Here is a 17,923-nt window from a genome sequence, read left to right as displayed (position 1 = left end):
AGGCGTTAGGGATCGGGCGCTAATGTCAGCGGTGGTTTATTGAACTTGTGGCGCATGGAATTGATGATGCCCAGCAGGGTCGGCTGGCCGACCATTTTGGCCTCCAACTCGCGTTTTCTGGGGAAATCCATGAGCGACACCCCGATCAGCATGGTGAGCAGACCCTGCCCCGGCAAAAAAACCATCAACAAGCCGACGACGACAAACACCACACCCACGACGTTCTTCACGACCAGCCCCAACAGGCGCAGTAGGGGATGATGGTCTTTCATCCAATGGCGGGGAGTGCGCGTGTCGAAATAATTGGCCGGCAAGCGGACGAGAATCAACGGGATAGCAATCAGCGAGCCGATAAAACCGATGACCGAGGCCACGGTGAGCCCGATCAGCACTTCGACCGGAATCCATTGCTGAATTGTTGCGAGTAGACCATCCATGGGACGCGCATCCTAACATGCGACCTTGAGGCACTCAAGCCAACGACCGGGTGGTATCGACGGTTTGCGGCGCCTTTCGCAACGGGCTATAATCTCCCTACGATGTCGCCGCGCGCGCCCTTCATAAGACTCGTCAGTCGCTTGCTCGGGGTGGCATTCTTGGCCGCAGGACTTTCCATAGTTCCTTCTACCGTTCTCGCATCCGACGATCTTCACATTGAAATTACGAAAAAGGGCCTGGGCAAGGAAGTGGTTATCACACAGGGAACCCGCGAGTGGTTCATGCTGATCGAGGTGACCCCGGAAAACTCTGTGGTTCTACGGCAGGAAAAAGAGCAGGAGCGGTATCTCGTGGACGAAAGTGAAACCCATGACCGCCCCATGACCCTGGGCGAAGTCGATGCGGCCATTGCCGATTATGTGAACAGCGTCAAAGCGCGCGCCCCGAAGAAATAACGATCACCGATGCCACCCCAACCCAAGTTCGTCATCTTCGCCCATCACGCCACCTACGATACGCTGCACCAGGTCGCAACCCTGGGGCTCACCGCTGCGGCGATGGGAAAAGACGTGATCGTGATTCTCTTGTTCTGGACGATCAAGAAACTGGCCGAAGGCAACATCGACGCGATCGATTTTCCGCCGGAATATGCGTCATCAGCCGACGAGGTCGCTCGACTCTTGAAAGAGAAGAAGGTCCCGAAGATTTCGGAAATGTTTCACGATGCAAAACAGGTCGGGAAGTTTCGTCTGATCGCCTGCAGCGCCGGGCTGGAATATATGGGCGTGGATAATGCCGCCGTCACAAAGAACGTCGACGAAGTCATGGGACTCCCTGCCATTATCAACCTGACCTCTGGCGCAGAAACGACACTCTTCATCTAGTGAAACGCTAGCGCAAGACTCGCGTGAAAAGCGAGGCAGGCGCGACGTGCAAACTCTGATTCTACTTGTCCCGCTTGTCGAGCCCGTTCCGCCCATCTCGCTTGCACTCGCTTATCGCGAGCGCGTTACTCCAACCCGATCGCAATATTCTGTGAGTTTACACTTGCTGCAGAACGGCGAGACCGGCTGGCAAAGGTGCTGACCATACGGAACGAGCAGATCGTTGAAAGTAATCCAATGTTGCCTGGGAAGCTTGTTGCGTAGCGCCACTTCGGTCTCATCCGGCGTCTCCGTCTTCACATAGCCCCAGCGATTGCTGATCCGATGGACATGGATATCCACACAGATGCCTGGTTTCCCAAACGCGACCGTCACCACTAGATTCGCCGTTTTCCTGCCGACCCCTGACAGCGTGATCAGCTCCTCGATGGAATCGGGAACGCCGCCGCCATAGACCTCCAACAGCCGACGGCAAATTTCATGAATGGATTTGGCTTTCGTCCGGTAGAAACAGACGGGGTAGATCGCTTGCTCGATCTGCTGAAGCGGAATGGTCAGCATCGTGGCAGGCTGATGCGCGAGCGCATAGAGCCTGACGCTGGCCTCACCGGTCGTTTTATCTTTGGTCCGGAGACTGAGCAGACAGGAAATGAGAATACGGAAGGGATCCCGATTCGATTCGCGAGCCACGACGCCGAGGACCGGTTCCTCCCACTGCCGAATCTCGCGCTTCACGATGCGAAGCGCAGCAGTGATCTGATCCTGGCGCATGGACAAGGAAAGTATATGGAGGCCTATAGGGAGTGCGTAGCTTCAACCGAACGGGCAAACCCGCGGAAGGACGCTTACTCTGGCTTACGCTTCGCCAACCACTTCTGACGACGACGCTGTGCCTCGCGCTCCTTGGCTTTCTTCCTGACGCTCGGCTTCTCGTAAAACCGCCGACGCTTCAGTTCCCGGAAGAGGCCTTCCCCCGCGAGCTTCTTTTTGGCAACTTTGAGGGCTTTCTCGACGTTATTATTGAAGACTTTGATTTCCATTCTTCCCGTCTGTCTACTTTCCCAGGCGATGCCTGTACAGGTTTTTCTCTCGTGTCAGCACGACCCTGACCAAGGGGCGTACTGTAGCATAGCCCCTTGAGTTCCTCAAGACGGATTGTCATCTGTTCAATACGACCTTGCAGAGAATTCTTAAGTCGTTGATTGAGTTGAATTTTTATATTTCCTTCGACGGTGTGCCGTCCCGCATCGGCCGCAGCAATCGCCAGCATGAGCCCAACGGTCACGTCAGACCGAACCCGAGGCTTTACTCCTGCCGAGCAGGCATGGAGAAGAACTCCGGCCTCCGTCGCCTGCTCGGCGATTTCGAGCGGAATCTCCGTCGCCAGGTGGAGTGCCGAGGACAAGAGGGCAGGACGGGTCTTGTCTGACTTCGTGACTGTCGAGGCCTGAAGAAATCGCTGATAGGCTTCGCCGTCTGCCTGCATCAATTCGCACAGTCGCCGGCTGATCTCACTCAACCGATGCTCGACGGCTGGCTGCTTGCTCAGTCGAGCCCCCATGACCCCCAGTGACGCAGCAAGCGCACCGACGAAGGCCACAACCGTGCCGCCAGCTGGAAGCGGAGTGGCCGCAGCCACAGCCTCCAGAAAATCCGCGAGCGATTGCGCCTGCAGATCAACCGGCTCCTGTTTGCGCGACGGAACATGATCGGCCTGCTTGCCTGCCAACCGAGACTCCAACCTTGTCTCCAATACCTGTGTGGCATTGAACTGTTCGAGCGACAGGCTCTGCGCAGCAACCTGAACCAAGGCCGCTTGAGGCACCAGTCCGATCACTTCGCTCCCCGCGACTGCCACGCCTTGCGCGGCCGCACGGGTGCGGACCGCTTCGAACGCCACATGGATCGGCGTGATGATGTAATCGGTAAGATTCATGGCGACCTGAACCATTCGACGACTGGGCAACTCGACCCCGATGGCTTTGAGATGGGGCAGCCCTCCGTTCGATTGGCGAATATCCTTCGCGATAGATCGCGCCAGTGCCAGGTCTGTCGAGCGGAGATTCACATTGAACGCGATCAAAGGAGGCCGCGCGCCGATAACGATGGCACCGGCCGTCTCATGGAGGCGGGGGGGACCGAAATCCGGCGCCCAGTCAGGATCGGAGGCCATGCGGAAGGCCAAGCCTTGCAGCCCGCCTCGACGGACCGATTCGAGCGGGGCATGATCACGGTGTAGGGCCGCTTGTTCATACAGGAAGACTGGGATCTCCAGCTCTGTTCCGACCCGCTGTCCCACGCGCTTCGCCAGAAGAATACAATCCTGCATCGTCGCGCCTCGCACCGGCACGAAGGGCACGACATCCGTAGCCCCTACACGAGGATGCACGCCCTCGTGCGTGCGAAGATCGATGAGATCGGTCGCCACGCGAATGGTACGAAACGCCGCTTCAGCCACGGCATCTGGCTCGCCGGCAAAACTCAGGACGGAACGATGGTGGTCCCGATCCATCGTGTGATCCAACAGCCACACCCCTGGCACGGATTCCACGGCGCGTACCAGCGCCAGCACCGTCGCCTGGTTTCGCCCCTCACTGAAGTTGGGCACACATTCGACGATCCGATCCACGTCCGACTCCATTTCACGCATGAAAACGACGAAGCCGGAGGCGTGATCATCTCATCGTCCCTCCGGCTTCCACCAACTGTCTCCACTGAGCCTGTGCAATTATTTTGTCTTTTTCACAAACGCTTTATAGATCATTCCCGACTTCGTCTGTTCTTCTTCGAGCCCGACCATTTGATGTCCGGTCGTGTCGCACCAGGCCGGCATGTCTTTTTTAATTCCTTCGTCGTCCGACACGACTTCAAGAACCTGGCCTAACGTCAGTTCCTTGATCTTCTTCAAGGTCATGATAATCGGCATCGGGCAAAAGTACCCGAGCGTATCGAGCTTCACATCGGCTTGAATCATGCGGTCCTCTCTATCCTCAGTGCTGTGAGCCGAACAGTTCACTCAGTACTCAGCACTCGCGTCTAAATAAAAAGATTCACACTACCCTGCTTGGCCTCCGCAAGGTACGTCGTCACCCCTGCGAACTGATCGATACCCTCGATAAGGGTATCTTTCGTGATCCCCATCAGCCCCATGGTGGTCGTGCAGGCAATGAAGTGCACACCGAGGTCCAGCGCCGTATCCATCAGCTCCGGCACACCAGGCATCCGGTTCTGCTTCATGACCTTTTTCATCATCTTCGTGCCCAGGCCCCAGAAATGGAACCGGGAGAGAGGGAGAGTATCCGCACCTCCGGTGTTCAGCAGGCCGAACATGCGACGAAGCCAGTCCTTCGCGGAGCTGGCGACACCTTTCCGGCGAATGGTATTGAGGCCCCAGAACGTGAAAAAGACGGTGACCTTCATTCCCATGGCAGCCGCCCCCGTGGCAATGATGAACGCCGCCATCGCCTTGTCCATGTCGCCGCTCAATAACACAATCGTCACTCTATCGGGCTTGGAAGCCTGCAAGTCTGCCAAGGCCACCGCCGGGTCCATCTGCGCAATTGTCATAACGACCTCTTTTCTGTCTGAAACGTCTGAAACCGGCCATTTCAACGCGAATTAAACTATAGTCTCTGCTTCTTTTTGCTGTCAAGGAAGGGAGGAAGATCAGGGAGCCGCCAGACCATCCTTCTTGCTCGCAGAACGCGCACGATGAAACGGTGCTCGTCCGATGCGCGCAGTGAAGGACAGTCTGGCGACTCCCTGAACAGATGTGATGTAAGGGGAAGGCCCTCGTTGGACGCGCGCAATGGGAGCCCAAGCAGGCCACCCCGCTAAGATAAAAAATGAATCGTTGATCCGGCTACTCCCTGCTATGGGTAAAGAAGATGGTCCACCACCTGCTGGCTTGACGTTCTGTGACCTGCTCGTTATATTCACAAGCAGGCTGGTCCTCTCACGTGCCTCCTTCCTTTTTCCATGAATAGCGACTTCATTACCGAAATTAAGCCATCCAAGAGCGCGCCACTGCTCGGTTTTTGGTATCCCGCCTGCCTGAGCAGTGAACTCGCTCCCGACAGCCTGAAAGGGACTGTCCTCTTAGGTCTGCCCATCCTGGTCTGCAAGACGGCGCAGGGTGCGGTCGCAGCCATGCGCGACATTTGTCCCCATCGAGGCATGCCGCTCTCGTTTGGGAAAATGAACGGCGACTGCGTCGAATGTGCCTACCATGGTTGGCAATTCAATCAGGCAGGCCGCTGTCAGGGGATTCCCGCGCTCGTCGACAACTCCCCCATTCAACCGGATAAAATCGGCATCACCACCTATGCCTGCCGTGAACGGGACGGCTATGTGTGGGTGTTCATTCCCGACCCACAACGACCGAATCAGATCGTCCCGGACGTGCCGCCACTGCCGCTGCCCTCATCCCCCTATCGGATGACTCACATCTCGACCTTGCTGGATTGCACCATCGACGACGGGATCGTCGGCTTGATGGACCCGGCTCACGGCCCCTTTGTGCACCAGAGCTCCTGGTGGCGCACCCAGGCGAGCATGCACGAAAAGGCCAAGGCCTTTGAACCGATTCCCAACGGCTTCCGCATGGTGCCGCATGCGCCGTCAAAGAACAGCGGACCCTATAAGCTCCTGAACATGATTTACGGCGGACCGCTCACGACGACCATCGACTTTGTGCTGCCCAACCAGCGGTTTGAGTTCGTCCAGTCCGGATCGCTGTTCGTGTCCAGCCGCGCCACCGTCACGCCGATCACGGACCAGCAATGCCGCGTCGATTTTACTGCAGCCTGGAACTGCCTCGGCTGGGTGCCGTTTTCCAAGAGTATCTTTCGCTACTTCGCCAACATTTTCATGGCGCAGGACCGAGAAGCGATGGAGCGCCAAGCGGTGGGGTTACGTTACAAGCCCTCCTTGATGCTCATCGACGATGCCGATACGCCGGCCAAGTGGTACTACAAATTGAAGGCCGCACATCTGGCATCGGTGCAGACAGGGCAGCCCCTCGACCATCCGCTCAAAGAACGAGTCACGCTACGCTGGAGGAGTTAAGCCTACTCACTTCCATGGCGGACCACGGCACGACTCGACATAGACTTCGGCTGATACTCCTGCTCTCCACCATCATGTGTTGCACCCAAACCGTTCCCCTGTGGTCAGCCGATCAACATCGTTTTGCCACGGTGCCGGCCCTGGGCGTGCTCGCCAATGGGCAGACCGGTACGGTCCACTACATCGTGCTCCAACTCGACAAAGACCCTCGACGGGAGGGGCCGACAATCCTCTTCAATGAAATTCACCTCGGTGGCGGTTCAGCCGTCAGCGAAGATTGGAAAGAAGGCGTGAAGCAGGCAGTCGCGGCTGCCACGAAGGCCATGGGAGAGGACGGACGAGAATGGGTGATCACGATCAAGAACCGGTCATACAACTCGTTGACCGAGGGAGCCAGCGCAAGCAGCGCTGTCGCGGTGGGCATTGTGGCGGCTTGGCGAGGCGACGAAATCACGTCGGACGTCGCACTGACCGGAAAAATCATGCAGGACGGTCGGATCGAAGCGGTCGGTGCGCTTCCCAGCAAAATCGAAGCGGCAGCCCGCGCACAGTTTAAGACCCTGCTCATCCCCCGTGGGCAACTCAACTCACCAGACGGGGATCTCTCCCAGCTGGCAACGAGATGGCACGTGACGATCCTTGAAGTGGCCACGCTGGAGGAGGCCTACCAGCTCATGACGACGGCAAGACGGTAACGGCTCACTTCGAACCCGTCTCCACCAGGAGCCCCATCGCCTGCCTGATCTGGGCACGCGAACCGAGCAGCACCACAATATCGCCCGCCATCAGCCGAGTCTTCTCCGATGGATTCGATTGCGTCACCCCCGCTCTGGTCCAGGCGATGACCGACGCGCCCGTTCGAGGACGGAGAGAAATCTCCGTTAGCGTCTTCCCCCGCGCCGGCGAATCGTCCTCGATACGGCATGTTTCGACTTCCGCATCGGTTAAGGTCCCGCCACGAAGATGATGCGCCAGTTCGGGCAACTCGCTGCGCCGAAGTAACGCATAGCCTTCACGGCGAACCTGTTCGGCCTTCTGCATGACAAAGTCCTGCGGCAATTTATAGGTACGGAGCACCAGGGCGAAAATTTCGATGGAGGTTTCAAACTCCTCCGGTACCACATCATCCGCGCCGAGCTGGTGCAGTTCCTCAAGTTCGCGCAGATACCGAGTTCGCACGACGACATGCACTTTCGGATTGAGTCCTTTGGCAACCTGCACCGTCCGTCTGGTGACAAAGGGATCTGAGATGGCAACCACCAACACCTTGGCATCATCGATCTTCATATGCCGCAAGACGTTCGGGTTCGTGGCATCGCCGTAGTAGACCGGCACCCCATGTTTCGCTTCGCGAGTAACGGTATCGCCATTGAGATCCAAAGCCAGGTACGGGATCTCCGTTTCGCTCAGGACACGTGCGAGATTCCTTCCGTTCAACCCATACCCCACAATAATGACGTGGTCCTTCATCCGGATCTGCTTACTCTCGGTCTGCATGACGTGGGCGGTGGTGCGACTGGGCAGCCAATGATGAAGCCGTTGCCATGCCTCCACGCGCCGGGCCAGGTGCGGCGACCACTGCATGAGAAACGGCGTCACGATCATGGAGAGCACCGAGACCGCCAGAAAAATCTGATAGGGATCCCCACGCAGAAAGCCGGTCTCCTGCCCCTGCTGGGCCAACAAGAAACTAAACTCTCCGACCTGGGCCAGGGCGACGCCAACCAATACCGCCGAACGTGGAGGGACATCCGCCAACAACACCGCTCCGGCCCCGGCGACAAACTTCACCAACAGTATCGTCACCAGGAGCCCAGCCACCGGCAACGGGTGCGTGAACAACACGCGCCAGTCCATGAGGATGCCGATCGACACAAAAAAGAGGCTATTGAAACTGTCTCGGAACGGCAGCACTTCGGCCATGGCCTGATGGCTGTACTTCGACTCGGAAATGACCATTCCGGCAATGAACGCGCCCAGCGCCAACGAGAGCCCGCCGAGGGAGGTGAGCCAGGCGATGCCGAGACAGAGGACGATGATCGTCAACAGGAACAGCTCGCGACTGCGGCTGCGGACGATATGCTCTAAGAGTTTAGGGACCAGGTACCAGGCGGCGGCGATGACGAGCATGACGACTAGTACCGACTTCCCCAGGGTGAGCAGAATCGCCAACCCGCCTATGTCCGATTGGCTGGCAAGAATCGGCGTCAGGAGCATCATGGGAACGACGGCCAAGTCCTGAAAAACGAGAATCCCGATCGTGGCCCGGCCATGGATCGAGTCGCTGTCTCCCCGTTCGGCCAGGGTCTTGAGCACAATCGCCGTGCTGCTCAGGGAGAAGAGAAATCCCCAGAACAGTCCCTGCCTCCAGGACAGTCCGACAAGCATCGCCCCGAGCCACGCAATCACCAGCACGCCGCCGACCTGAATTGGTGCGGCCAGAAACATGAGGCGGCGCAACGAGGCCAATTGCGCCAGCGAGAATTCGATGCCGATCGTGAAGAGGAGCAGCACGACCCCGATCTCCGCCAGCACCTGGACCGTGCCGATATCCGAGATCAGGTTCAACCCGTGGGGGCCAATGAGGGCGCCTGCGACCAAAAATCCCGCGATCGAGGGAAGCCTGAACTGATGGAAGACGAAGACGACGGCAATCGACACCGAAAAGATCACGAGCAGATTTGCGAGCACGCCGTAGTCGGTCATACAGGGAGTTGATCACCTGTAAGGACTGCGGATGTTAGGTAAGAGAGGTTCTTCGAACACGTCATGTTTTACGCCTCACGTTTCACGAACTCAGACCGGAGAATACCCTAGCCACGATGCGGGAACAAGGCAAAGCTGCTTGTTCAATGAAATGGGTTTCGCTACAGTGGCTGCACTGAACGACGAGCCGAGGCCCCAACATGATCCGTGCAATCATTTTCGACTTCAATGGCGTCATCGCCGACGACGAGGCACCGCACCTGCATTGTTTCCAGCAAGCATTGGCCGAGGCCGGTCTCTCGCTCACGAAAGAAGAATACTACGGCACCTATCTGGGTATGGATGAACGGACCTGTGCCACTGCGCTCCTCGCTGTACGCGACCATACCTGTGACCGGAATGTCTTGTCGGCCATCATGGAGCGCAAAGCGACGCTCTTCCGTGAATACACCTCCCGCCACAAACCAGCCCTCTTCCCCGGCGTCGTTGAGTTTGTGAAACGAGCCACAGCACAGTATCGATTAGCCATTGCCACCGGAGGCAGACGACAGCAAATCGACCATGCCCTGCGCGACACGGCCATTGCGCGCGACTTCCCGGTCGTGGTGTCGGCAGACGACTGCGCGATCGGCAAACCGGACCCGGCAATCTATCGCCACACGCTCAAATTAGTGAATGCCCAGGAACCCCGCCCACCCCTCATCACAGCCGGGGAATGCCTGGTCGTCGAAGACTCGCTGGCCGGCATTCAATCGGCTCACGGAGCCGGAATGGCAGTCCTCGCCCTCGCCACGACGTATCCTGCTGAAAAATTGGGAGAAGCCGATTATATCCTGCCGAACCTCGCGGGCGTCACCCCGGAAGCAGTCCTCCGTCTCATCTCGGCAAATCGGCCACCAACACCGCTCCGCCAACAGTCAGGTCGATAGCAGAACCCCCCTCGAAAGATGAATAGACGGTTTTGTCTCCGGTGGACTAACGTACCGTCACCATCGGTGAGTATCATTTTACAAAGGTGAATGAAGATGCAATTCCTGTCTGTTCCACCGTCTCAGGGGAGGTGCCCTATGCAACTAGCCCAGGCGTTCGTGATCGCATCTGCGGTCCTCACCCTGACTTCCACGCCGGCATTCTCCGATGCCACCATCGCCTCCGATCCCTTACAGATGCGCCAATGTACTCAAGCAGACGGGAGCACCCTCTACACGAATAAGGACCTTCCTGGCTGCACCATGATGACCCTCAAACCTCTCTCCGTCGTACCCTCCCTTGATGACATGCCGACCTATCGCCCGACCGTGGCAATGGCACCTCACTACGATATCCCTCCGTACTCTGACCACAATCAGGCTGGTACGAACGGTGGAGGGCAGACCGTCCCCGATTGGGCCAAAGATTGGCATGCCAGCGTCGCGTCAACGGGGGCAGTTCAGGCTGAGGTCTGTGCAAAGTACGGGGAATGGCTCCATCTTGCGGAGAAAACCCGTGGCGGATTCTTCTACGGGGCGGATCCCTCGTATGGCGGAGATCTTTCAGGCAGGAATCAACGGGGCGCGAGTTATTCCTTCTACGACAACGCGCGATACGTCACGTTATCGAAAATGTTCGGGCAGGGATTTGTGCCGATCGGCTGCCCCTAACAGTCAGCTGAGAGCGAGAGACCTAAGGGGCGCCGGCTGATCTGAAGGGCTGGCGCCCCTTACTTTTTGTAGAACTCCCGATACCACTTCACGAACCGCCCGATGCCGTCCTCGATCGACGTCGCTGGAGCAAATCCAACATCTCGCGTCAGGTCTTCGACATCCGCATAGGTTGCCGGCACATCGCCCGGCTGAATCGGCAAAAGTTTCTTCACCGCCTTCTTGCCTAACGCCTGCTCCAACACCTCGATAAACTGTAACAGCTCAACCGGCTGATGATTCCCGATATTGTAGATCCGGGCCGGCGCTGAGCTGGTTCCGGGATCGGGCTTGTCTCCGGACCAGGCAGGATTGGGCGTCGCCGTATGATCCAGGGTTCTGATCACGCCTTCGACGATGTCATCGACATAGGTAAAGTCCCGGCGCATCTTTCCATGGTTATAGACCTCGATCGGCTTCCCCTCCAGAATCGCCTTCGTAAAGATGAAGAGAGCCATGTCAGGCCTTCCCCAGGGCCCATAGACGGTAAAAAACCGCAGACCCGTACAGGGCATCCGGTAGAGATGTGCGTAACAATGGGCCATCAGTTCGTTGGCCTTCTTGCTGGCCGCGTAGAGGGACACCGGATGGTCGACGTTATCGTGAATCGAAAACGGCATCTGGGTATTGCCGCCATAGACGGAACTCGACGAGGCATAAACCAGATGCTCGACCTTCGTATGCCGGCAGCCTTCCAGAATGTTCAAAAACCCTTCGATATTACTATCGGTGTAGGCATGCGGGTTGACCAATGAATAGCGCACCCCGGCTTGCGCCGCCAGATGGACCACACGCCGGATCGGTTGCTTCGCAAACAGCTTCTTCATGCCGGCCCGATTGGCCAGATCGAGCTTCGTGAACGAGAACGACTTGAAGGCCTTGAGCTTCGCGAGCCGCGCCTTTTTCAATCGCACGTCGTAGTAGTCGTTCAGGTTGTCGAGCCCGATCACTTGCTCGCCTCGCTCCAGCAATCTGGTGGCGGTATGAAAGCCGATGAATCCGGCGGCACCGGTCACGAGGATCGGAGCCTTCTGAGTCTTGCGCGTGGCCATAGTGAGTCCTTCTTGAGTTATCGAGATGGTGTGGTGCGGCTGGCATTCATAAACGGCGGATCGCCATGGTCGAGACGGTAGAGCGACAGAGGCGTCAAGGACTCCCCGGTCTTCATCGGTTCCACCTGCCCCTCGGTCGTGCGGCGGAACAGATCCAAGGCATGGCCGTGATGATACCCGCATCCGTACGTGGAAAGAAGATCTTTGAGCATTTCGGGCCGTTCCCAATGGGCCGTCAACAGGGCGGTACGGGCGGGATTCCGTTGGCTGAACATGAACGAGAGATGGTCCGGGTACCAATCTGCGCCGCCGGTGGCATAGGACACGAAGAGTTTGGCCTGCGCCGCCGCGCACACCTCGGCAAGATATTCGTTCGTGAGATAGCCGTTCTCTCCCACATCGAGCCATTTCCCAGGATGCGACAAGGCAGCATGAGCCGCATGGCCACGGATTTCGAGTAGCTGCTGTTGTGACGCAAATACCAATGGGATCGGGCCATGCTGCTGCACGAGTGACTGGATCACGCCATCCTTGAGGGCGGACTTGCCGCTATTCGTCGGCCCGCTGTCCGCATGCACGAGCACGTTATAGCCCCGATCGGCGATGAGATAACAATTGCGCGGCATCTCAAGATCGCAGGGATCTTCGCCATAGAACGGTACGGAGTAGACGGCCCCTCCTTCGAAGTCCCAACGTTCTCCATGGGCCAGTTCGATCACGCGACCGAATCCCAGTTCTCGCAAGAGCGACAGGTAATCGTAGGAGAACATCCGCCGATTCCTTCGGCTCGGTACGACGATGGGCGTGTCTTTAGGCAGGTGCAACAGCGTACGAGGATCCACATGATCGTCGTGATCATGCGTTAAGAACACCGCAGCCGGCTTGGGCAAGAGCGATCCCCACAGCGACGGGATAGAAGATTCCGCAAACCAGGGAAGCAGCCAGGGATCGAACAGCAGCGCCTGCTCCCGTTGCCGGTACAGCAACGCGGCATGACCGAGATGGACCATGTCTTGATCCTGGACCGTCTCGAACCAACGGGATCTGACAGAGGCGGTGTTCGAGCTGACTAAACATTCATGCTGGTGAAGGGATTCGATCAATCGTGTGAGCAGGCGTTCACCGTCTCGCCCCGAAGTTGCCACCACCGTTCGTATTTCGTCGGCCTGGTGCGTACCGTCCAACAACCCGAGAACTTTGCCGACCACCGGCCCCAACTGCCGTTGGTCGAACCCGATCGGAATGGCTTGCCGTTTCACAGAGTGGAAGATTCTGAGCCCACCGTTGGTGACCGTGGTGGACTTGGAGGGGTCGGTCGGAAACTCCCATTGAAACGTCCCATCCGGCTTCCGTCCACAGCGAATGTGCTGCTGCAGATAGGGACGTGCGCGGATCGCCTCCGCATAGGCATCTTCCAATCGTCGCTGGCGATCAGGGTCGTCGACCGGAGCCCGCTTGGAAAATACATCGCTGATCGCCGTATCAATCGCGCTGGCCATGAGGCTATGGGCCTCTTGGAGACTGGCGACGACTTCCGGCGCGACCCCTGCAACAAAGGGAAAGGGCCCCGGAGCCTCGGCGCTTTCGAGTTGAACCCAGGCCCAGGGCGCGAGACTCAGATACTGATGTTTCGGCAGACTGTCCCAGATCTTCATGATCGTGATGTGTGAAGAATGATGGGTGATGGGTGCGGAACGGACCGATGCCTGTCTTTCAACCGATCACGCATCACCGATCACTCGTCACTTCCCATGTAAGCTTGCTGATGGTGGGCTCGAACAGAGCTTGAATGACGTTCCCATCGGGGTCGGAAAAGTAAAAGGAATAACTCCCGTCGCGATGTTGCTTCGGCAGCTTCTCGACCTGCCCGCCTAGTTTCGTAAGACGAGGCTCGACGTCTCGATACATCCTATCGACTGCCTCAGGGCTCTCAAGAATGACGCCGACGTGATCCAACAATTGCCCCTTCACCGGTTGATAGACCGCTAGCTCCGACGGCGGGATCTGGTGCAGCGCAAAATTATCGGAACCGGAGCTGAAATACACATTGTCAGAATCCGGCTCCCATACGACCTTCATGCCCAGCAGCTGTTCATAGAACATGCGCGAACGAACGAGATTCGTGACGCGCAGCGCCACATGTCGCAAACCTCGATGGAGTGGAGCACTCATAATCATCCTCAATCCTGTCCGTATAGTAGGGAGCCCTTCCTCCTCCGTCAACGAAAAACCCAACGAACGAGAACACAATTCGAACAGCTGACGGCTGCGCTTCCTCGCCCGGCTATGATACGATGCTCCTTCAGATCTTGAATAAGGAGTCCCCCACGATGTCTATCCCACTACGGCTTGTTTCGACTGTACTCGGTACGCTGCTCACCCTCTCTCCGGTCTTCGCAGCCGACCAATCGCCTCAGGCGCTGCTCACACCGCCAACGGGTAAAGACGGCGCACCGATGGTCGTGGTCCCGGCCGGCTCTTTTCCGATGGGAGTCCCACATGGAGACCGGGATGGCGGACGCGACGAGTACCCACGGCATGACGTGTTTGTGGACATCTTTTTTATCGACAAATTCGAAGTGACGAACGGTCGATATCTGGAATTCGTCAAAGCCACAGGCCATCGTGTTCCACAAAATCCCAAGAACCCGACGCGCAACCTCTGGCAAGGCAACACGATCGCTGAGTCACTGACCGACCGGCCCGTGATCAATGTGGATTGGTTCGATGCGGAAGCCTATTGCGCCTGGGCCGGCAAACGCCTCCCCACCGAAGCCGAATGGGAAAAAGCGGCAAAGGGCACGACCGATCGACGATTCCCCTGGGGGAATGTCGAGCCCACCGTGAAACATCTCAATTTCAATCAAAAGTGGATCGGCGAAAAGACGCTGATGCCCGTGGGAAGTTATGAATTGGGCAAGAGCCCCTTCGGCGCCTACGATATGGCCGGCAACGTCTGGGAATGGGTCAACGACTGGTACGACGCTCGTTACTACGAGAAGAGCCCGGCGAAGAATCCCCAAGGCCCTGAGAGCGGCATCAAGAAAGTCATTCGGGGCGCCGGATGGCAAAATGAGACTCCCACGGTCCGCATCTTCACGCGCGTGGACAGCGATCTGACGATTCGGAACGAATCGACGGGTTTCCGCTGCGCCATCACGCCACCGGTCCAATAGAGATCGCCATGAGCGGACAGGGATTCTCTGGCCTGACGGTCGCAGCATTCGAAAGCCGTATGGCCAGGGAGATGACCCGGCTGATCGAGCATCATGGCGGGCATGCACGCGTGGCTCCTGCCCTCCACGAAATTCCCATCCAGGACAACCTCGCGGCATTGCGGTTCGGCGCAATATTGATCGATGGATCGGTCGATATCCTCATCCTGATGACGGGCATCGGCACCACAACCCTCTTCGACATTCTCCGTTCGTGCCATCCCATGGCCTCAATCATCGCGGGGCTCACGCACACGGCCCTCGTCGCTCGTGGCCCCAAGTCGGTCGCGGCCCTCAAGACCCTGGGCCTTACGCCGGCTCTCACCGTGCCGGAACCGAATACATGGATCGAGGTGGTCTCCACGCTCGACGAGTACCGTCCAGTCAAAGGCCTTCGTGTCGCCGTGCAAGAATATGGCATACCCAATCCTGAACTCTTGGAAGCCCTGAGACAACGCGGCGCAGAAGTCTTTCCCGTGCCTATCTACCGTTGGGCGCTGCCAGAAGACACAGGCCCGTTGAAGCAGGTACTTGGCGAGATCATCGCAGGCACCGTTCAGGTGATGTTGATCACCAACGCCGCGCAGATCGATCATGTCATGCAGTTACTCGAACAGGAAGGCACCACAGCGCAGTTCAAAGAGGCCTGCAAAAAAATGATGGTGGCATCCATCGGGCCGACCGCCAGCGAGCGCCTGCGCCATTATGGCTGGCCAGTGGACCTTGAGCCTTCACATTCGAAGATGGGCATCCTCGTCAAGGAAGCTGCCGGCCTGGCCTCATCCCTCCTGAAGGACAGACCACGAAAGCCGTGAACGAGCAATGCCCGCTAACTACCCTCTGGCGATACGGCAGGATGATCGAGGCAGGCTTATTTCTCGTAGACACTGACGCCGGAGACGAAGGTCGCCTGGTTTGAGATCCTCACGATCCGGCCCATGCCCATCCCTAAGCCGAGCGTCCCGAGCGTCGTGAGGACGAACATCACATGGGTCCACGTTTTCGCTTGGGCCCGATCCCGCATCTGTGCACGTTCACGCTGATCCACCCTGTTGGCCAGATCTTCGAACGCGAGGGCGATGGTATTGGCTAATACCACCCCTTCCTTTCCCCTGATGTAGGAGAGCACCTCCGCTTCATTCCCCTGAGCAAACTCCTTCGTGAGCCGGCGCTTGACCTGCAGTAGCTCATTCACCCGTCCGGATAGCACCCGGATACGACTCTGAAGATCTGGCCAGGGGTCCGTCATACTGTCCAGGCGATCCAACAGCCTCGGTATTTTCCCTTCAGCCGCAACCATGGGATCTAAAAACATCGATTCCTTCATCAGGACATAGCCTCGAAACCCGTTATCCACGGCCGGCACGAGACGCTCGAGCCGGAGCAGTTCTTCTTTAACCTGCGTGTATGTTTCACGATCATCTTGCATCGCCTGCCACCAGCTTAGGCAGCTCGCCTGAATCGCCAGGATACACAACAGCGGAATCACCACGGAGAGGCTCGCCGTTATTTTACGTTTCACATCCATGTTCATGGTGCCGCCGACAGTCTCTTCTCTCTCGTGGGAGGGGGAACTCCCCCCTCCCACGCTGCACCGATTGATCTTACAACCAGGTGACGCGCTCGGCCGGCCGAATGTAGATCGGCTCTTCGACCTGAATACGCGCCACTTCCTTGCCCGACTTGTTGAAGCCCAACACGGTATCGTTGTACATCTCGAACCGCTTCCCGTGGATCTGGGTTTCAAACACTTTCGGACCCGGAATGACATCGTACCGGAAGATGATCTGCTGGCTGGCTCTCCACAACTGGAGGACCGCCAACAGCTCACGGCTGGGCACGAGATACTTCTCGATGGCGTTGTCGACGCCCGGGCCAAACATCTGACGCGCATAGCCACGAGGGCTGTGCCGCGGCGGGATGTAGAACCCGTTGGGCTCGGTGCCCCACTGTGGGTACAGCGGCAGCGCCACCTGCTCCACGCGAATCGCGTAGTAGAGCGGGTGCCAGCGGTCTTCCGCCCACAGGCCGTCGTCGCCGATGCGCATCAGGCTCTGCATCCGGATCTTGCCGACGCAGGCGGCCATACACCGCGTTTCCATCGGCTCGCCGCCCGTCAACGGGTCTTTCCCTTCGATGCGCGGATAACACGCGATGCACTTTTCAGACACGCGTGTGGTGCCCCGATACATCGGCTTCTTAAAGGGGCACTGCTCCACGCACTTCTTGTACCCACGGCACCGGTTCTGGTCGATCAACACGATCCCGTCTTCGGGTCGCTTGTAGATCGCCTTCCGCGGGCAGGCGGCCAAGCAGCCCGGATACGTGCAGTGGTTGCAAATCCGCTGGAGATAGAAAAAGAACGTTTCATGCTCCGGCAGACTGCTGCCCGTCATCTTCCACGGTTCGTCCCGTGAGAACCCGGTTTTGTCGATGCCTTCCACGAGGGCGCGCATCGAGGTCGCCGTGTCTTCATAGATGTTCACGAACCGCCATTCTTGGTCCGTCGGAATGTACCCGATCGCCGCCTGGCCCACTTTGGCGCCCGCGTCGAAAATGGTCATCCCTTCGAACACGCCGTACGGCGCATGGTGCTTCCGTCCGACCCGGACGTTCCACACCTGGCCGCCCGGATTCACCTGCTCGATGAGCTGGGTGATCTTCACATCGTAGAACTGGGGGTACCCGCCGTACGGCTTGGTTTCCACGTTGTTCCACCACATGTATTCCTGCCCCTTCGAGAAGAGCCAGGTGGACTTGTCTGCCATCGAACAGGTCTGACAGGCCAAGCACCGGTTGATGTTGAACACAAAGGCAAACTGCCACTTGGGATGCCGCTCCTCGTAGGGATACAGCATCTTCCGTCCCAGTTGCCAATTATA

At 58.0% G+C, this 17,923-nt stretch carries 20 protein-coding genes and 1 pseudogene; 8 read left to right on the top strand and 13 right to left on the bottom strand.

Features of this window, described 5'->3' with window-relative positions:
- Positions 1-5 precede the first annotated feature (5 nt).
- The gene (locus Q8N00_03175; protein ID MDP2381786.1) at positions 6-437 is read right to left on the bottom strand and encodes a PGPGW domain-containing protein; all 432 of its coding nucleotides are present in this window, start codon (positions 435-437) and stop codon (positions 6-8) included.
- A gap of 102 nt (positions 438-539) precedes the next feature.
- On the opposite strand from Q8N00_03175, the gene Q8N00_03170 reads away from it, so the two are divergent.
- Both Q8N00_03170 and Q8N00_03165 read left to right on the top strand, forming a co-directional pair.
- A complete protein-coding gene (locus Q8N00_03170; protein ID MDP2381785.1) occupies positions 540-893 on the top strand; it encodes a hypothetical protein in 354 nt (117 codons plus the stop codon).
- A 9-nt stretch (positions 894-902) separates the two neighbouring features.
- Positions 903-1,322, top strand: coding sequence for a hypothetical protein (locus Q8N00_03165; GenBank protein MDP2381784.1), 420 nt, complete (start codon positions 903-905; stop codon positions 1,320-1,322).
- 111 nt (positions 1,323-1,433) lie between these two features.
- Here Q8N00_03165 and nth read toward each other — a convergent pair whose 3' ends face one another.
- From nth to Q8N00_03135, 6 genes and pseudogenes are all read right to left on the bottom strand, one after another.
- Positions 1,434-2,093, bottom strand: a complete 660-nt coding sequence (nth, locus tag Q8N00_03160) for an endonuclease III (protein MDP2381783.1) — start codon at positions 2,091-2,093, stop codon at positions 1,434-1,436.
- Between the two features lie 74 nt (positions 2,094-2,167).
- Positions 2,168-2,362 (bottom strand): 30S ribosomal protein S21, encoded by a 195-nt coding sequence (rpsU, locus tag Q8N00_03155; protein MDP2381782.1) that lies wholly within the window; start codon positions 2,360-2,362, stop codon positions 2,168-2,170.
- Positions 2,272-3,051 carry a cyclodeaminase/cyclohydrolase family protein gene (locus tag Q8N00_03150; GenBank protein MDP2381781.1) on the bottom strand — a complete coding sequence of 260 codons (780 nt, stop codon included), beginning with the start codon at positions 3,049-3,051 and terminating at the stop codon, positions 2,272-2,274. The genes rpsU and Q8N00_03150 overlap by 91 nt, the downstream gene beginning before the upstream one ends.
- A gap of 9 nt (positions 3,052-3,060) precedes the next feature.
- A pseudogene (ftcD, locus tag Q8N00_03145) lies at positions 3,061-3,951 on the bottom strand (glutamate formimidoyltransferase).
- Positions 3,952-4,050: 99 nt separating this feature from the next.
- On the bottom strand, positions 4,051-4,296 hold the full coding sequence (locus tag Q8N00_03140) for a sulfurtransferase TusA family protein (GenBank protein ID MDP2381780.1): 246 nt from the start codon (positions 4,294-4,296) through the stop codon (positions 4,051-4,053).
- A gap of 62 nt (positions 4,297-4,358) precedes the next feature.
- Positions 4,359-4,874 (bottom strand): DsrE/DsrF/DrsH-like family protein, encoded by a 516-nt coding sequence (locus Q8N00_03135; GenBank protein MDP2381779.1) that lies wholly within the window; start codon positions 4,872-4,874, stop codon positions 4,359-4,361.
- Positions 4,875-5,300: 426 nt separating this feature from the next.
- Here Q8N00_03135 and Q8N00_03130 point away from each other — a divergent pair, with 426 nt between their 5' ends.
- Positions 5,301-6,389 (top strand): aromatic ring-hydroxylating dioxygenase subunit alpha, encoded by a 1,089-nt coding sequence (locus Q8N00_03130; protein MDP2381778.1) that lies wholly within the window; start codon positions 5,301-5,303, stop codon positions 6,387-6,389.
- A gap of 14 nt (positions 6,390-6,403) precedes the next feature.
- Entirely contained in the window at positions 6,404-7,084 is a 681-nt protein-coding gene (locus Q8N00_03125; GenBank protein ID MDP2381777.1) for a S16 family serine protease, read from the top strand.
- Between the two features lie 4 nt (positions 7,085-7,088).
- Here the strand turns inward: Q8N00_03125 and Q8N00_03120 are convergent, their stop codons facing one another.
- Entirely contained in the window at positions 7,089-9,095 is a 2,007-nt protein-coding gene (locus tag Q8N00_03120; protein ID MDP2381776.1) for a cation:proton antiporter, read from the bottom strand.
- A gap of 200 nt (positions 9,096-9,295) precedes the next feature.
- Here Q8N00_03120 and Q8N00_03115 point away from each other — a divergent pair, with 200 nt between their 5' ends.
- Both Q8N00_03115 and Q8N00_03110 read left to right on the top strand, forming a co-directional pair.
- Positions 9,296-10,024: an HAD family phosphatase gene (locus tag Q8N00_03115; GenBank protein MDP2381775.1), complete on the top strand. Its 729-nt coding sequence runs from the start codon at positions 9,296-9,298 to the stop codon at positions 10,022-10,024.
- 138 nt (positions 10,025-10,162) lie between these two features.
- On the top strand, positions 10,163-10,735 hold the full coding sequence (locus Q8N00_03110; GenBank protein MDP2381774.1) for a hypothetical protein: 573 nt from the start codon (positions 10,163-10,165) through the stop codon (positions 10,733-10,735).
- A gap of 59 nt (positions 10,736-10,794) precedes the next feature.
- Here the strand turns inward: Q8N00_03110 and Q8N00_03105 are convergent, their stop codons facing one another.
- The 3 genes from Q8N00_03105 to Q8N00_03095 form a co-directional block, all read right to left on the bottom strand.
- On the bottom strand, positions 10,795-11,826 hold the full coding sequence (locus Q8N00_03105) for an NAD-dependent epimerase (GenBank protein MDP2381773.1): 1,032 nt from the start codon (positions 11,824-11,826) through the stop codon (positions 10,795-10,797).
- Between the two features lie 17 nt (positions 11,827-11,843).
- Positions 11,844-13,481: an MBL fold metallo-hydrolase gene (locus tag Q8N00_03100; protein ID MDP2381772.1), complete on the bottom strand. Its 1,638-nt coding sequence runs from the start codon at positions 13,479-13,481 to the stop codon at positions 11,844-11,846.
- Between the two features lie 73 nt (positions 13,482-13,554).
- Positions 13,555-13,998 carry a VOC family protein gene (locus Q8N00_03095; protein ID MDP2381771.1) on the bottom strand — a complete coding sequence of 148 codons (444 nt, stop codon included), beginning with the start codon at positions 13,996-13,998 and terminating at the stop codon, positions 13,555-13,557.
- Positions 13,999-14,156: 158 nt separating this feature from the next.
- Between Q8N00_03095 and Q8N00_03090 the strand changes: the two genes are divergently transcribed.
- Together Q8N00_03090 and Q8N00_03085 are read left to right on the top strand one after the other, a co-directional pair.
- Positions 14,157-15,002, top strand: coding sequence for a formylglycine-generating enzyme family protein (locus Q8N00_03090; GenBank protein MDP2381770.1), 846 nt, complete (start codon positions 14,157-14,159; stop codon positions 15,000-15,002).
- Between the two features lie 8 nt (positions 15,003-15,010).
- Positions 15,011-15,856 carry a uroporphyrinogen-III synthase gene (locus Q8N00_03085; protein MDP2381769.1) on the top strand — a complete coding sequence of 282 codons (846 nt, stop codon included), beginning with the start codon at positions 15,011-15,013 and terminating at the stop codon, positions 15,854-15,856.
- Positions 15,857-15,912: 56 nt separating this feature from the next.
- On the opposite strand, the gene Q8N00_03080 is transcribed toward Q8N00_03085, so the two are convergent.
- Both Q8N00_03080 and Q8N00_03075 read right to left on the bottom strand, forming a co-directional pair.
- Entirely contained in the window at positions 15,913-16,563 is a 651-nt protein-coding gene (locus tag Q8N00_03080; protein ID MDP2381768.1) for a CHASE3 domain-containing protein, read from the bottom strand.
- 82 nt (positions 16,564-16,645) lie between these two features.
- Positions 16,646-17,923, bottom strand: a 1,278-nt coding sequence (locus Q8N00_03075) for a nitrate oxidoreductase subunit beta (GenBank protein ID MDP2381767.1), incomplete at its 5' end; no start/stop codon positions are given.

Source organism: Nitrospirota bacterium (assembly GCA_030684575.1).
GTDB lineage: Bacteria > Nitrospirota > Nitrospiria > Nitrospirales > Nitrospiraceae > Palsa-1315.
Note: the sequence above shows the minus strand (reverse complement) of the source record. Positions and strands in the feature narration are given on the sequence as shown.